Below are 14,554 nucleotides of genomic sequence, written 5' to 3' on the forward strand. Positions count from 1 at the left end.
GAGGCCCTGCCTTCATGCCCGCAGCCAGCGGCAACCACCCGATCGAGCACCCCGTTCGACATACAGCCCTCAAGATCGGAACGAAAACAGCCACTTACGCGGGTGCCAGCTGCTCCTCCAGTACCCGGCCGTCGTTCGCGGTGAGGTGCAGATGGGCGGTGATCTGCTTTCCCATGGTGCGGAATGCGACGGCGACGTGGTCGCTGAGGGCGTGTACCAGGCGCAGTCCGTGGCCGCCGACGCGATACCGGTCGCCTTTCTTCACCTCTGGTTCGTCGGGGGAGGTGTCCCACACGGTGATGGCCAGTTGGTCGGCTGACAGTTGCAGGACCAGCCCGCACGGGCCGGGAGCGTGCAGGATCGAGTTCGTGACGAGCTCACTGACGACGATTTCGGCGTCGAAGGCGAGCGGGGCTGGTACGGGCGTACGGCCGGACGGCGGGGTGCAGGTGAGGAAGGCGCGCAGTACTTGGCGCGCGTCCACGGCGCGGGCCGTGCCGCTTTCCCAGGCGACGCTGGTACGCAGCGTGGCGTGCTCACCCGTGCCCTGCTCATCTGCCGCCTGCTTCATAAGCGGGATGGCCATGTAGGGCTCTTTCGTTGTGCTCGCCACTCTTGAGCGGCTTTACGCCCTGCGTCTACCCGGGTACCGACTGCACACACCAGGGGCAGGGTCTCGGCGCCGGGTCCCCTTCTGCGACTGTTCCGGAAGGCTGAGTAGGCGTCATCCCCACGCGTGATGATTCTGTGTGGCGCTGTTCGGAGCCGCGACTGCGGGGCACGCGACTTTGGTGAGCCAGAACCGTGGCGACCGCCAGGACTCGACCGCGTCAGCGGCCGAGCCCCTTGATGTGGGCAGGCTGCTGCGTGACCAGCTGACTGAGGCGATCACTGCGATCCGTTCGCGGGGCGCAATGGTGGTGGGTCTGCCGCCTGCTGACCGCACGCGCCAAGAAGACCTGAGAAAGCAAGATGATGCGTAGAGGGTCCGTGCCGGAGTCGGCACGGACCCTCCAGGTTCAGGCCGCCGATTGCGGCGACCGCGGTCTCCGCCGCAGCGATGACGTGCACGTTGCGGCGCCGGCCGGGACACCGCAGTAGCCGCCGGGTGGGCCGTCGCGTCCATGGTGTGTGCCAGTACACCCGAGCAGCGCCAGCGCGCCACCGTCGGGCTCCGAGAGGCCTCGCCTGCGCGAAAGCCCGCCGGTGGAGCGGCGGGCTCGGTTCCGGAAATGCGTGGTGACGGCCCGGTGATCCCGTTTAGCGTGATCTGGCTGGCGGATCGTCAGCAGCATGTGATGAACACACTGGAGTACCGATGGCCCTGCCCGCACGACTCACTGCCGCCCTGGGACGACACCCCGACGACCTCACCGAGGACGATCTGCAGCGTGCGGCCGACAGCCACATCCCCGAGGGCGCCGACCTCGACTGGAAGAAGGACTTCTACAAGGGCACCGACGCGGACAAGAAGGAACTCGCCAAGGACGTGTCCGCCATGGCCAACACCGCCGGCGGCATGGTCGTCATCGGCGTCGACGACGCCAAGCAGGACCACGCCCACGACCTGGCCCCCTTCGACCCGGTCCCGGGTCGCGGTGAAGAGTGGATCCGCTCGGTGCTCGCGAACTGGATCCAGCCCGTCGTGCCCAACGTCGGCGTACGGGCCGTGAGGTCCGCAGCCCACGAAGGCAAGATCTACTGGCTGCTCACCGTGCCCCGAAGCACCCAGGCCCCGCACGCCGTCGCGGCCCCGGGCAACGACTACCACTTCCGGGTCCACGTCCGGCACGGCACCACGACCCGCACCCTCGCCGAATCCGAGATCGCCCAGCGCTACCGTGACCGTTTCCAGGCCGCCTCCGACGACGTCGACCGCCTGAAGCAGGTCGCCGACACAGGCTTTGGCTACTTGTCGGCCTACCTGACCAGCACCGAGCACGGCGGCAGCCCCAGGGCGACCTACTCTCCCGCCTGGGTCAGCCTGGCCGCAGTCCCGGCCGCCCGGGGCATCTACCCCCTGACCACACGGGCGGACCGAGACGCAGCCTTCGCCCGCTTCCGCACGCTGGCCTGTGAAGGAGTGACCATCAGCGCGATGCCGGAAGGCACCGCGCTGGTCGGACGCCGCCAAGCCCGCTTCGAGGGCAAAACAACCGGCCAGCTCCACCAAGACGGCAGCTTCTACGCGGCACTGCCCATCAACCTTCAGAGCGACCACTACAACGACGACGGCCCCAAGCGGCTGTATCACCGTGGGCTCGAACTCGATCTCGTGGCTCTGGTCCAGGCTGCGGCAGCCTGGACCGCGGATACCGGAGCGGTCGGTGACCTGGTGCTGTCCGCTGCGCTCCACCGCTTCGACGGCGGCGACGGGCCGGTGCGCCTGGTCGCGTCAGAGGATGCCTACCCGAGGGACGGCACCGTTGCGCCGCTCCCGGAAAGCCCGGCACAGACCACGGTGGACCTTGGTGCCATCGTCACCGACAAGCGGGAGGCCGTGGTCGCGGCCTACGCCCTCGTCGCCGATCTGTTGGCCGACATGGGAGCGCACCAGCCTTACGTCCTGACCCCTGACGGGGACATCCAGATCGACCGGCTCAACGCCGACTTCCGCCAACAGCTCACCGGTTGGGACGCGTAGGCGATAGCCGCCAGCCGTGCCACAGCACGAGACCCCGGGCCTCGACAGGCCCGGGGTCCGGTGGGGGAGCGGTCGGGGGGTGTTTCAGTAGTCGTCCCGTTCGGAGGGCGGCCCGTACTGCTCGATGATGTCGCAGGTGCAGGCGCCGCCCTCGTACACCGTCTTGTCGCACTCGTCATGGTGGTGCCGTACCGGCGGCGGCTTCGGCCTCTCGGCTGTCATGGGGCGGTCCATCCCCAGGTGGGCTCACTGCCGGGAAGACGGCACATCGCAGTACGGGCCTGATCCCAGCACCACACGACACCACGACGGGGGACACGACCGGTCGTGCCGCAGGCCGAGGCGAAGCCACGTCAGGAGCGGTTCAGCTCGTACAACTTCCGTCCGGTCGAGGAATAGACGAGTGCGTGGTCGGCGCCTTCGAACCGGACTTTGTACGCGGCCTCGTTGGGGCTCTGTACCACCGTGAGTGTGTACTGCCCGGCTTCGTCCGGCCGTGTGGACAGGCTGCATCGCATAGGGCCGCCGATGTCGAGTGGCCTTCCGTTGTTGTAGTAGAACCCTGTGCACTGTCCGTCGTCACCGAACGTCTTGATCCCGGTGTCGTCGCTCGGTGTCCACGAGCCCGCCAGGGGCGGCGAGTCGGTCACGTCACCGGAGGAGTCGTCACCGCCTGCCCAGATGGAGAGGCCGGCGATGAGTCCCAGTACGACGATGACCCCGATGGCCGTCCACACCTTGTTGCGTTCGGCCGCGTTGATGACATTGGTGATGACCTTGGTGATGACCTTGTTGTTGTTCCCCGTCACGATGGATCCGCCGGAGCCCGTGCGGTAGCTCGGCCCCCTCGACCGGTCGTCGTCACCCGTGCCCTCCAGCGCCTCCCGAAGCGCTGCCGCGAGTTGGTGGTCACGGTCGACCGCGGCCTTGATCGCGTTCTCCGCGTCCGCGCGTGCCGAGGGAGACGCTTCTCCCTGCTCCTGGGATTCGGTTAGCAGCCGCCGGATCGCCGGGTCACCGCCCAGCTTGGTCGCGATGAGCCCGCGGACGCGTTCCGCGGACGCATCCAAAGCCTGATCGGCGAGTCCGTTGAACTCCACTCCGACGCGACGGGCCTTTCCTGCCGCCCATACGACCAGCATTCCGACCGTCGCGGAGATCAAGTCCATGGTGCGCTTCCTTCTGTCAGCTGCCCTGAAGCCGGTGAGTCCGGTCGTGGGAAGGTGAGATCCCGCCGTGCTGCCCGGCCCTTGACGGAGGTCCGGAGAGCGCCGTCCCGACCACGGCGGGGGTGGACCTACCGGCCGCTTTCCCGGTCGCTGATCTTCTTGCCCATGGCGGCGCCCCCTGCGCCGACCATGGCCAGCACACCGTAGGTGAGGAACAGGGCCACGCTGGTGGTCCCTTGGCTCAACAGGAAGGCCATGACCACGAACAGAACAACTCCGGCGGCCATCAATGCTTTTCCGTTGCCCATGCCGTACCCCGTTCTTTCGGCACTTCTCGCCCTCGAAGCCGAGGTGCAGGACAAGCTAGCAACAAAGGGCGGCGTGATGGGCTTTTCTCCTCAATCACCCACTGACGGTTTTCAACGGAATGATCTATGCGAAGCGGCATGAACCGCTCCATGCGTGAGCCAGGCTGATGCAAAGTCCTGGCGACCACGAGAGTGTGCAGGTCGCAGCGGTGAGACGATCCGGCGGGAGGCCGCAACTGAGCTTGCGCGGTCGGCCCAGAGCGCGGTGACGGCATTGCTCTCGTCGGGAGCGTCGTCGGGGCGGACATCGAGCCAGGCCCCCAGTCGTACTCCCGGGTGCCCTTGGTGCCGTGTCCGCTCTGCTGGCGCATCCACTGCCCGGGCCGCACCTTGTTGATCATTTTACGGGCCCCCCACCGGCGTCCGGTCCGTCGCAGACCCCCTATCCACAGTGCAGGATGGGGGATATGTCCGGTCCCCTTCGCTGCGTCGACGGCACGCTCATTGTCGGTGATCAGCAAATCGCAGTAGAGGCCGACGTCGGCGTATTCCTCCCGGACACAGGTATGTGGGGCGGCATCCTGCGCCGCGTTCCGGCATGGCTGGCGACCAGCCTGAGAGGTGCAGAGGAGGTTCGCCTGCGTCTGCCGACCGGTCAGGTGCGTCGGATCCGCCCGCTTGAGGCCACCCATCCAACTGGCGAGACGCTCGTGTCGCTGGCATTCGTGGGTGACGGAGCGGCTCCGCTCTAGTTCAGAAATAGCTTCTCAGCCGTCCCACGAAGAGGTCACCGGGCCGAACCGGCCTCATTGTCGCACCACGACGACGGCCCCCCACTGGGCAATCCGCACCACCAACGCCCGTCCGCGAGCGGCCACCCCGAAAGTCGATAGCCCCCGGTCTTCGAGGGGAAGACCAGGGGCCACCTGTCATGACAGGGCGGTCACCGGAACCAGCGGTTCCCAACCCCACGCCGGCGAGAACTGGGACCGCACGACACTCCGATGCACGCGTGTCGCCTTGCCCAACGCGCGGAATCCAGCGCGGTCACGCTGTCGTCAACCTCCCGCGTCAGCACGGCGGTTCATGCCGTCTCCCGTCCCGACGTTCAGACACAGGCACTCAACAACCCCGTCGGCCCGGAGGCGCGCGAGAACTTCTCCACCCTGGTCCCGGGACGGGCCACCACCGGCACCTGGGGCCGGCTGGCCCCGCACATCGACACCACCCCGAAGGGCAACACGCACCCCGGCCGCGTCCACGTCGTTCGGGGCCTCACCGCCCACCCGACGCAGGTCAGCCGGAAGCGAGGCAGGTGCAACGGCCCTGTCGTTGGCGCTGTGGCGTGGTTCGTGGTGAGAAGCAGGTGGGCGGTTATCTGCTTCTCCACGGTGTGAAATGCAACGACGACGGTGTCGCTGCCGCGTGCACCAGGTGCAGTCCGTGGCCGCCGACGCGGTGCTGGTCGTCCTTCTGCACGACTGGTTCGTCGGGAGAGGTGTCCCACCCGGTGATCGCCAGTGCGTCGTCAGAGAGCTGCAGGAGCAGCCCGCACGGGCCGGGGGCGTGCCGGTCTTTGAGCGGCAAGACACTCTCAACTCCCGGACAACAGAGGTTTCCTGACGGGTCATCGGGCAACTCGGCGGTCGCTGGCCGGGATAGCCCCGGCCGGGAGGGAGTTTCGATCATGAACCGGACCCGGATACGCCGCCGGTCGGCCGCGATCCTGGCGAGCGCGACGGCAATGGCCGTCCTGCCCTCGGTTACCGCGGCGGCGGCGCCCGCGCAGGCCCAGCCCTGCGTGCAGAAGATGGCTGTCGTCAACAACGCCGGCTTCGCCCTTTCCTGGGCCGCCACCGTCCGCACCGGCGAACAGTCGGCCCCGACCGACGACTACCCGATCAACCAGACCAGGGTCATCGACCTGTCCACCACCTCATGGCCGGAGGGCACCGACGTCCGTCCGTACGTCGAGGCGGTCGGTGGGACCAAGGAGTTCGGCAGCTCCTACGTGTCCTACTGCGACAACGGTCAGACGGCCACGTACACCGTCACCGGGACCACCTTCGACTACTCGGTGACCCTGCTGACCTGACCGGCTTCCGTGGCGTTCTCACGCGGCCATATTGCACAGGCACGCCGGCACGGCCCACCCACTGGTCCGGGCGGTCCACCACCGGAGCGCTCGGACCAGTGCCGAGGAACCGGCCGAGGCGGAGGAGATACTTGCGCTCCGCCCGTATGAGGGCGTCCAGGACCTAGCCCCGTCGCGGGGCCGGCTGCTGCGAGATGGAGCCCCTCGCGCCGTGTCCTCGCCCGGCGGTATGCGTTGAGCAGGCGACACGTTGCCTCGTGTGTCGGCGGCCTGGAATCTGCTCTGGTCCGGGCCCCGCACCCCTTCACCGGAAGAAGCGGCCGGTGACGGCCTGCTGGGCCGGCGCCTGGTCCTCGCCGCCGTCGACCCGTACATCGACCGTGACGTCCTCGCCCGGCAGATGGCCCGCGAGGAAGAGCAACGCCGCGCCCTGGCCGCCTTTCTGGACGGCTGGGACGCGGCGGGCGGGGGAGCAGCACCCTCGTAGTGCTGTTCCGGCGCGGGGGCGCTCAGGCGGGTGCCGGTGCCGGGCACAGCGATGCCAGCGGGGAGCGCCGGCCTTTCTCCACCGCGCGCAGCTGCTCCCAGTCGACCTCGGGGTGGGCAGGGACGACCGCGTCGACGGACGCCGTGGTGTAGAGCGCGACGTCGACGGCCCCGGCCCGGCTCGTGCCGAAGCGGACCTCGATCGACTGCGGTGAGCGGACCCAGCCGAGCCGCACCATGTGGTCGAAGTCGGCACGCCGTACCCGGAGCCGGGCGGCGGCTTGCTCGGGTCCGAGCGGGGTGTCGGCGGCGACCAGGTCCGCCAGGTCCTCGCGTCGGCAGACCTCCGCGACCTGGCCGGGGTGGTGCAACGTCCCGTCGGGGTTCGCGCTCAGGTCGACCAGGAGGCCCGCAGTCGACGAACCGGCGCACCACGAACGCCGTCACGTTCGCCCGCTCGCCGTACGTGCTCGGGTTCGGGGTGCCGAGTGCGCGGGCGATCCGGGCGGCCGCCGCGCCGCCGGTGATCGGTGGGCGGGAGGCTACCGACGCGGCGTAGGCGGTTGTGCCTGGGTCTGCCGCGCCGTGCCGTGCGGGCCGGCTCGCAGGCAACGGCTGTGGTGCCAACGGGTGCCTGCCCCGGCCGCCGCTCCGGGTGTGCTGCACCGAAGATGTGCTTCTTGCTGTTGTTGAAAATGAAATGAGAGTTATTGTTTGCGTTCACTGCGAATTCGGAAACACCCTGATGCGCAGTACTGGTGTGGGGAGGGCCTGAGACGGAAGGTCGCAGGCCCGGGGCGGGGGGCACGAGCAATATGTCTGCACAACTGTGGTCGGACGAGCCGACGCATCTGGATCTTCTGTCGTTCGACGCGGTGGCCAAGACCGTGGTCCAGGCCGTACTCGATGATGCTCTCGACCCGGTGACCGTCGGGGTCTCGGGCGCCTGGGGGAGCGGCAAGACCACGGTGCTCCGCCTGATCGAGGACGAGCTCGCTCCGCAGGCCCCTGAGGCCGATGCGGCCGTGCTCGTGATTAGCACGGACCCGTGGCGCTACGACCCTGGTGTCGGCGCCAAGGAAACCCTGATCGGTGAGGTGCTCAGCGCCGTCGCTGCCGAACTCGCCCGGAAGGAACAGCCGGGGCAGGCCCGCAGCCGCGCCCGGGCGATACTGACCACGCTGCGGCAGCGGGTCGACTGGGCCAAGGCCCTGCAAGTGGCGGCTAAGACGTCGTTGACCCTGCAGCTGCCCTCCGTCGACGACCTCACCAGCCTGATCAACACCGAACCCAACAACCAGGACGCCGACGCCACAGATCCCCCGTCTCGCGGGCTGGAGGAATTCCGCAGCGAATTCTGCACGCTGATGGAATCCGCGGAACTCAGCCACCTCAAGCGTGTCGTCGTGCTTGTCGACGACCTGGATCGCTGCCTGCCTGAAACGGTTGTGGACACGCTCGAGACCATCCGGCTGTTCCTGGCGGTGCCCAAAATGGCGTTCGTCGTCGCCGCCGACGAGCACCGGGTGGCCGATGCCCTGCGCGCCCGCTTCCCCGACCCCGGCAGCACGCGACACGGAACAGACGAGCGGTACTTCGAAGAACCCGCCAGCCTCTACCTGCACAAGATCGTGCAGACCACCGTGCCGCTGCCTACCTTGAGCCGTTTCGACACCGAGGCATTTCTCGTCCTGCTGCAGCTCTCCCAGCGCCTGCCTGTCGAGGATCTCATCCCCTACATCGAGGCCTGCGTACGCCTGCGTCGGGAGACGGGGCTGCTGGACGACCTTGCCATGACCGTGAACGGCAACGACATCTCTGCCGAACTGGCCTTTGCCTCACGGATGACGCCCATCCTCTACGAGAAGCTCCAAGGCAGCCCCCGCCGCATCAAGCGGTTCCTCAACGACCTGCGGGTGCGCCAGTCCGTCGCTGGCCACCGCGGCATTGTCCTTGAGGCGGATATCGTGGCCAAGCTCATGGTGCTGGAGAAGCTGCTGCCCGACGCCTTCGCCACCGTCCTGGGATGGCTGGCCCGCGGCGAACTGCGCTCTAGAACCGCGAAACTGGAGGCGGCCGCCGGCCGGCCCACCCCCACATCCCCGGAAGCTGAGGACACCGGCGCCCCGCCCGACCGCGACGGGCCCTCGCAGGAGGAGCAGGATCCGGCGCCGGACGAGGACGAGTCAGTCACCTTCGAGGACGAACTGGTCCGATGGGCCAAACTTCCCCCCGGCCTAGGTTCTGTGGACCTGGCGCCCTACCTCTACCTGGCAGCCGCGTTCTCCGGCGAGCAACTCCTTGACGCTGGCCTTCCGGGACGGCTGCGAGACATCGCCGCCAACCTGCTGTCCACCTCACGCTTCGATCAACACCGGGTGACCGACGCCGACATCAGCGCGCTCGGTGACGACGACGCCCAGAGCCTGGTGGAGTATCTCGGTCGGGCGGGCCGGGACCGCCCGACCGAACAGAGCGCAGCCGTGCGCGGCCTGGTCCGCATCGTCACCGCCTACCCGGCCACCACCGAGCGGGCCGCCCGGCTCCTGCAGTCCATTCCAGCCGGCGAGCTGGAACCGGCTGCCATCCTGGCCCTCCCGCCCGCCAACCCCGCCTTCCGCAGCGTGCTGGAGTACTGGAAGGCCCATGCCCCGGCCGACCCGGCCCAGATCAAGCGCACCCTGGAGCACGCCCTGAGCACAGGAAGCGGCCTCTGATGGGCACCAAGGGCTCCTACACAGGTAACGGCACACCGGCCAGCAAACACCTGCAGCACAACGTCACCCAGTGGCTCGACGCCCTGACCGGCGCCGGCCCCGGCACACCCGTGCCGCAGCTCAATCCGGACCAACTGGCCCCCGCCCTCGCACTCTTCAGGCCGTCCCGCGGCCACGCCGACGGCCCCGGCGGCGGAGCAGGAGGCGCCGCCGGATCCGGAGAAGGCCGTACCGGGGGAGGGGCACAGCGCTCCGCCAGCCAGTCCTCCCGCACGGCAGGTCGCGCCGCGGCCGCGGCCTACGCCTACCGCACCGGCAACGCGCAGGCCTTGCAGGAACTCGGCCTCGACTACGCGGAACTGCAGGCTGTGGCCGACGACCCGATCGACTGGACCCGTCGCATCGTGGAGGCTGCCTGCGGGCCACTCGCCGACGGCACCATCGAGGACGAGGAACGCCGCTTCGTCGCCAGCGAAGTGGCCCAATGGGTCCTGGAGGCCGGCACCGACAACACACCCCCCACCCCCGAGGAAGTCGTCCGGGAAACCCTGGCCCTGACCATCTCCGAGGCGATCCTCAGCGAGGCCGCCGCGAAGATGAACGACGGCTCCCGCCCCGCCTGGGCCACCGCCGACGGTGAACGCCAAATCCGCGAAACCGCACGCGCCTTGGTCGACCGCGCCCCCCTCACGATCACCGGCCCCAGCACCGCCGAGATCACCCGAGCCGTCGAAGAAGGCATCGAGGCGATGCGGTCCATCTGGATGGAGCCCTGATGCCCGCCTACACCCTGCGCCTGGACGCGGACACCTCACGCCCCGGACCCGCCGACACCACCATCTTCTGGTGGCCACCCGGCCCGGGCGTCTCCTTCGTCTCCACCCTCGGACCACGCCTGGGAGCCCTGGGACCCGTCCCCGAACCCAACATCGAACTGGTCCGCCTCGCCGCCCTGGTATACGCCGCCGACCGCACCACCCCTCGCCGCGCCGCCCGATCCAACTGGACCCGCCGCACGCTCGAACTGGACGTACCCGTCTACGCCCCGGCCCGCTGGAATGCAGTACGCGAACGCCTTGAGGCCCTCCTGGGCTTCTTGTCCGGAGACCGCTGGTCGATCCGCTTCCACCACGCCGCCACCCCGCAAGAAACCATTCACGCCGCACCCCATCCCGGAATACGGCGCGTGGTCCTCCTCAGCGGCGGCGCCGACTCGGCGATCGGCGCGCTGCACTCCCGCAACGACCTCGGCCCAGACCAGCACCTGCTGCTCTCCCACGTCGGAGCCACCAACCTCGCCCCGATCCAACGCGCCGTCGCCGACGACGTCGCCCACCTCATCGATGGCCCCCCACAGTTCCACCAGCCGCTGCGGTTCTCCCGCAAAAGCCATCAGCCCACCGGGGTGAAACTGCCCGATGAGTACTCCACCCGTACCCGCTCCCTGCTCTTCCTCGCCCTGGGCCTGGCCGCCGCAGCAGTGGAGAAGGTGCCCCTGTGGATCCCGGAGAACGGCTTCGCCTCCCTCAACGTGCCGCTCACCGCCGACCAGCGCGGCGCCGTGTCCACCCGCACCACCCACCCTCTCTTCCTGCAGGCCCTGGCCGCCATCGCCCAAGACGCCGGAGCCCACGCCGTCATCCACAACCCTTTCACCGCCCACACCAAAGGCGAGATGTTCACCCTGGCCGCCGAACTCGTCGGCACCGGCCCGGCCGCCCGGTTCCTCAGTCGCACCCACTCCTGTGCCCATACCGGACACCGCACCCACCGCATCTCCGTAGGCACACACTGCGGCGTGTGCTTCGGCTGCCTTCTGCGCCGCGCCTCCTTCCGCGCCGCCCAGCTTGAGGACACAAGCAACTACCTCCACACCCGCCACGACGCACAGCTCAGCGGCTACCTGGCCGACAAGTCGGTCGAACCCTCACTGCGCACCTTCCTCACCCGCGGCCTGCGTCCAGCCGACATCACCACTCTGAATCTGCCCTCCGACTACTCCACCCGCCAGGCCTACGAGTTGTGCCGGAGGGGCGTCGCGGAACTGGAGCTGCTGTATCCATGAGGACGAGCGCACTGCCACCGCTGGACCTGCACGCACACATCGACACCAGCGTTCCGGTCGACGACCTTGCCGGTTTGGGCGCCGTCGTCTTCGCCGCCACCCGCTCCCTGACCGAGGCCGCCCGAGCCGTCCAGCGACACGACAGCCGGATCATCTGGGGAGTCGGCGTCCATCCCGGACTAGCCCGCAGCCACACAGGCTTCGACCCCACTGCCTTCACTCAGTTGATTGACCACACCCCGCTGGTCAGCGAGATCGGGCTCGACGGCAAGAGCCGCGTCCCGCTCGACCGCCAACGGGCCACCTTCCGTGCTGTTCTCGACGTCCTGGCCCATAACCCGCGCATCACCAGCATCCACAGCTACGCCGCCTGCGAGCAGGTGCTGGACGAGCTGGAACGGTCCCCGGCTCCCGGCATAGTCCTCCACTGGTGGCTCGGCACTCCGGCGCAGACCGCCCGCGCTGTCCGCCTGGGCTGCTACTTCTCCGTCAACGCGTCCGCTGCACGCAAGACCGCTCTGCTACAGACCATCCCTCTCGAGCGGCTGCTGACCGAAACCGACCACCCCTTCGGCGACCGCAGCTCCGCCCGGCCACTGCCCGGCAATATCGCCGCCGTGGAACAAGCTCTCGCACACCACCACCGAACGACGCTTAGGGACATTCGCCAGGCTGTGTGGCATAACCTAGCCACACTCGTACGCGACACCCGCTGCGCAACACGGCTCAGCCGACAGGTACGGTCCCACCTCGCCTCACTTCCGCCGCGACCGGCACGCCGCCCGCCACGTACCGGATCAGGACCGACTGACTGACCTCGCCCCCGGTGCTACGCCCATTCGACGCCCAGCTTCCGGAGTGCGGCCAGCTGGTCCTGGGTGAGCTTGTCGCGCCTCGATTTGGTGTTCGAGACCCACACACCCAGTTTCACGGTCACCGGCTCCGGCTCGCCGTTGACCGCGATTTCTTCGCTGTGGCCTCTTGGCACGGGCCGGTGGGCGCCTTCCCGTTCCACCCACTGTGCGAGGGCCGCCAGGCCGCGTTGGAACGCCTGCTGCGCCTTGCTCTGGCCCTTCGTCGCACTCGTGGAGGCCGGTGCGGGAAACGGCGCCTCAGCGGGCGTGACGCCCAGGTGGGACAGTCGCTCCTGCTGCTCGGGCAGGAGCCGCGCCCAGATGGCCGGCTGGAAACTTGCTGCTGGAGCCACTTGCCGATGTCGTCGCCGTCCATGAGTACGCCGGGTGCGATGTCGGGCAGCTGGCCGTCGGCGTCGACGAGGTCGGCGAGGACGCGGTAGTGGCGTTGCCAGTCGAGCGGCCATGGGCAGTCCCAGTCCGGGTCGATCTCGGTGAGCTGCGCCGCGCGTACGGCGGCCCGCTCCGGGTCTTTGCCCAGGCCGTTCTTCGTGCCTTTGCGCCGGAGGTTGGCCATGTGCTGCCCGACGGGCACCATGGCCTCGCCTTCGCCCCACACCGCGTCCTGACGCGGCGCGAGGTGCCCGGTTGCCCGCCGGTAGGACCGGAGCGCGGCGAGCTTGGCCTCCCACGCTTCCTCGCCCGGCTCCCAGACCATCCCGGCCTCCGGCGCGTCCAGGAGGACCTTGCGCCGGTCCTCCAGCTCCCCGGCCCGCAGGGCCTTGCGCTGCTGGTGCACCCACCGCCCGAGGGGGAAGTCCTTGGTGACGCCGACCTCGACCTCGACGTCATAGGGCACGGCGTAGACGCCGGTGATCTCGTTCTCCTTCCGCCAGCGCAGCAGGGCCTGGTAGCCCTCCAGCCACACCAGCGACTCCGGCCGGTAGACCCGGGTGCGCAGGAACGCCGCGATCGTGGCCGCGTCGCGCGGGCTGGAGAAGTGCAGCAGCGCTGCTTCGGCGGCGGCCTGCGTGTCGTCCTCCTGGTCCTCGCCGTCGCCCTCGCCGCCGGCCCCGACGATCCGCCCGTCCTCATCGCGCTGGAGGTGGACCTTGCGCTTGCCGCTGGTGAGCGCGCGGGAGGCGAGCTGCTCGACCAGGCGCTCATCATGCGAGCGGAGGCCCTGGAGGACCGCTACAAGAGGGCGGAAGCTGGCGGAGGCGACCATGTCGGTCGGGTCCTCGCCGGGCTCCAGGAACACCGGCACGATGATCCTGGCCACCTTCGTGCTGCCGTCTTTGTTGAGCCTCAGCGCGCGGCCGATGTTCTGCACGATCTCGACCTGGGAGCCGCGGGTGTCGGCGAAGCAGACGGCCTCGACTCCCCGCTCGCCGGTGATGTCGACGCCTTCCCCGAGCACGCGAACGCTGGCGAGGAAGGCGCGGTGGACCCGGCGCCCTGCCGCGTCGATGCCGTTGGCGAACTGCCGCAGGACTTCACGCCGCTCGCTGACGAGGTGGTCGCCGCACAGCCACGCCGACCACACCCGGTCCGGCGGGACGTGGCGGCCGGCCTCGAGTTCGTAGAACTCCGCGTCGATTGAGGACTTCGGCAGCTTATCGGCGGCGGCCAGGTCGTCGTCGGTGGCGTCGTTGACGTACAGCTCGGCAGCCGTCTCCGGCAGCTTCTCCGCGAACGCGGCGGCCTCCTCCACCTTCTGGTGGAACGTCATGACGGTCTTGAGGTTCCACTTCGCCGCGTGCTCCAGGAGTGCGGTCTGCAGGAGCGCCAGACGCCGGCCGCGCCGCGCCTCTTCGGACTCCCCGACGACGGGGGAAGGGTCGCGGATCTCCAGGACGTCGATCTCGAACCCCGCGAGGATCTCCCGCTCGATCGCCTCCGACAGCCCGAGCTCCGCGAGCCACGCGCCGTACGTGCCGTCCGGGTCGTCGGCCATGGTGGCGATCTCCGCCTCCTGGCCCTCCGCGCCCTTCTGCGGGCGGGCCGCGGCGAGGATGCGCGGGGTGGCGGTCAGGTAGAGCCGGAAGGACGCCGGGATCCGGGCGTTGTCGTGGATCGCCGCCCACGGACGGCCAAGATCACCGGCGGTTCCGTGGGCCTCGTCCGTTTTACTGCACGTAAAGGTGTGTGGATGGGCGCTGACCTGTGCTTTTGCCTGGCGATTGTGTACGTGATGTGTGGGTGGCCGCTGGGGC

General features: G+C 69.0%; 14 protein-coding genes and 2 pseudogenes. 9 read left to right on the plus strand and 7 right to left on the minus strand.

All coding sequences use genetic code 11. The annotated features are described in order from the left end of the window. Positions 1 to 94: 94 nt before the first annotated feature. Entirely contained in the window at positions 95 to 586 is a 492-nt protein-coding gene (locus ABTX62_RS34085; protein ID WP_352119799.1) for an ATP-binding protein, read from the minus strand. Positions 587 to 1,318: 732 nt separating this feature from the next. Here ABTX62_RS34085 and ABTX62_RS34090 point away from each other — a divergent pair. Next, positions 1,319 to 2,644: an AlbA family DNA-binding domain-containing protein gene (locus ABTX62_RS34090; protein ID WP_352119800.1), complete on the plus strand. Its 1,326-nt coding sequence runs from the start codon at positions 1,319 to 1,321 to the stop codon at positions 2,642 to 2,644. Positions 2,645 to 2,728: 84 nt separating this feature from the next. Here ABTX62_RS34090 and ABTX62_RS34095 read toward each other — a convergent pair whose 3' ends face one another. From ABTX62_RS34095 to ABTX62_RS34105, 3 genes are all read right to left on the minus strand, one after another. Continuing rightward, a complete protein-coding gene (locus ABTX62_RS34095; RefSeq protein ID WP_352119801.1) occupies positions 2,729 to 2,866 on the minus strand; it encodes a hypothetical protein in 138 nt (45 codons plus the stop codon). 131 nt (positions 2,867 to 2,997) lie between these two features. Further along, on the minus strand, positions 2,998 to 3,813 hold the full coding sequence (locus ABTX62_RS34100; protein ID WP_352119802.1) for a hypothetical protein: 816 nt from the start codon (positions 3,811 to 3,813) through the stop codon (positions 2,998 to 3,000). Positions 3,814 to 3,941: 128 nt separating this feature from the next. Continuing rightward, positions 3,942 to 4,121: a hypothetical protein gene (locus ABTX62_RS34105; RefSeq protein ID WP_502998067.1), complete on the minus strand. Its 180-nt coding sequence runs from the start codon at positions 4,119 to 4,121 to the stop codon at positions 3,942 to 3,944. Between ABTX62_RS34105 and ABTX62_RS34110 the strand changes: the two genes are divergently transcribed. Continuing rightward, positions 4,069 to 4,263, plus strand: a complete 195-nt coding sequence (locus ABTX62_RS34110) for a hypothetical protein (RefSeq protein WP_352119804.1) — start codon at positions 4,069 to 4,071, stop codon at positions 4,261 to 4,263. The two genes, ABTX62_RS34105 and ABTX62_RS34110, sit on opposite strands and share 53 nt — an antisense overlap. Before the next feature lie 137 nt (positions 4,264 to 4,400). Here the strand turns inward: ABTX62_RS34110 and ABTX62_RS38080 are convergent. Continuing rightward, a pseudogene (locus ABTX62_RS38080) lies at positions 4,401 to 4,552 on the minus strand (IS701 family transposase); the annotation flags it as partial. A gap of 36 nt (positions 4,553 to 4,588) precedes the next feature. On the opposite strand from ABTX62_RS38080, the gene ABTX62_RS34115 reads away from it, so the two are divergent. The 3 genes from ABTX62_RS34115 to ABTX62_RS34125 all read left to right on the plus strand — a co-directional run bounded on the left by ABTX62_RS34115 (position 4,589) and on the right by ABTX62_RS34125 (position 6,703). Further along, a complete protein-coding gene (locus ABTX62_RS34115) occupies positions 4,589 to 4,873 on the plus strand; it encodes a hypothetical protein (protein WP_352119805.1) in 285 nt (94 codons plus the stop codon). A gap of 935 nt (positions 4,874 to 5,808) precedes the next feature. Continuing rightward, positions 5,809 to 6,216, plus strand: coding sequence for a hypothetical protein (locus ABTX62_RS34120; RefSeq protein WP_352119806.1), 408 nt, complete (start codon positions 5,809 to 5,811; stop codon positions 6,214 to 6,216). 259 nt (positions 6,217 to 6,475) lie between these two features. After that, a complete protein-coding gene (locus ABTX62_RS34125; RefSeq protein WP_352119807.1) occupies positions 6,476 to 6,703 on the plus strand; it encodes a hypothetical protein in 228 nt (75 codons plus the stop codon). A gap of 22 nt (positions 6,704 to 6,725) precedes the next feature. On the opposite strand, the gene ABTX62_RS34130 is transcribed toward ABTX62_RS34125, so the two are convergent. Further along, entirely contained in the window at positions 6,726 to 7,073 is a 348-nt protein-coding gene (locus tag ABTX62_RS34130) for a hypothetical protein (protein WP_352119808.1), read from the minus strand. A gap of 444 nt (positions 7,074 to 7,517) precedes the next feature. Here ABTX62_RS34130 and ABTX62_RS34135 point away from each other — a divergent pair, with 444 nt between their 5' ends. Genes ABTX62_RS34135 through ABTX62_RS34150 form a run of 4 tightly spaced genes read left to right on the plus strand, consistent with a single transcriptional unit; the run spans position 7,518 to position 12,299 of the window. After that, positions 7,518 to 9,419 carry a KAP family P-loop NTPase fold protein gene (locus tag ABTX62_RS34135; RefSeq protein ID WP_352119809.1) on the plus strand — a complete coding sequence of 634 codons (1,902 nt, stop codon included), beginning with the start codon at positions 7,518 to 7,520 and terminating at the stop codon, positions 9,417 to 9,419. Continuing rightward, on the plus strand, positions 9,419 to 10,195 hold the full coding sequence (locus ABTX62_RS34140) for a hypothetical protein (protein ID WP_352119810.1): 777 nt from the start codon (positions 9,419 to 9,421) through the stop codon (positions 10,193 to 10,195). The genes ABTX62_RS34135 and ABTX62_RS34140 overlap by 1 nt, the downstream gene beginning before the upstream one ends. After that, positions 10,195 to 11,484 (plus strand): 7-cyano-7-deazaguanine synthase, encoded by a 1,290-nt coding sequence (locus tag ABTX62_RS34145; protein ID WP_352119811.1) that lies wholly within the window; start codon positions 10,195 to 10,197, stop codon positions 11,482 to 11,484. The genes ABTX62_RS34140 and ABTX62_RS34145 overlap by 1 nt, the downstream gene beginning before the upstream one ends. Next, entirely contained in the window at positions 11,481 to 12,299 is an 819-nt protein-coding gene (locus tag ABTX62_RS34150; RefSeq protein ID WP_352119812.1) for a TatD family hydrolase, read from the plus strand. The genes ABTX62_RS34145 and ABTX62_RS34150 overlap by 4 nt, the downstream gene beginning before the upstream one ends. A gap of 14 nt (positions 12,300 to 12,313) precedes the next feature. Here the strand turns inward: ABTX62_RS34150 and ABTX62_RS34155 are convergent. Continuing rightward, positions 12,314 to 14,466 (minus strand): annotated as a pseudogene (locus tag ABTX62_RS34155) (helicase associated domain-containing protein); the annotation flags it as partial. Positions 14,467 to 14,554: the final 88 nt, after the last annotated feature.

The sequence above is a fragment of the Streptomyces sp. NPDC096046 genome (assembly GCF_040303285.1).
Taxonomy (GTDB): Bacteria; Actinomycetota; Actinomycetes; order Streptomycetales; family Streptomycetaceae; genus Streptomyces.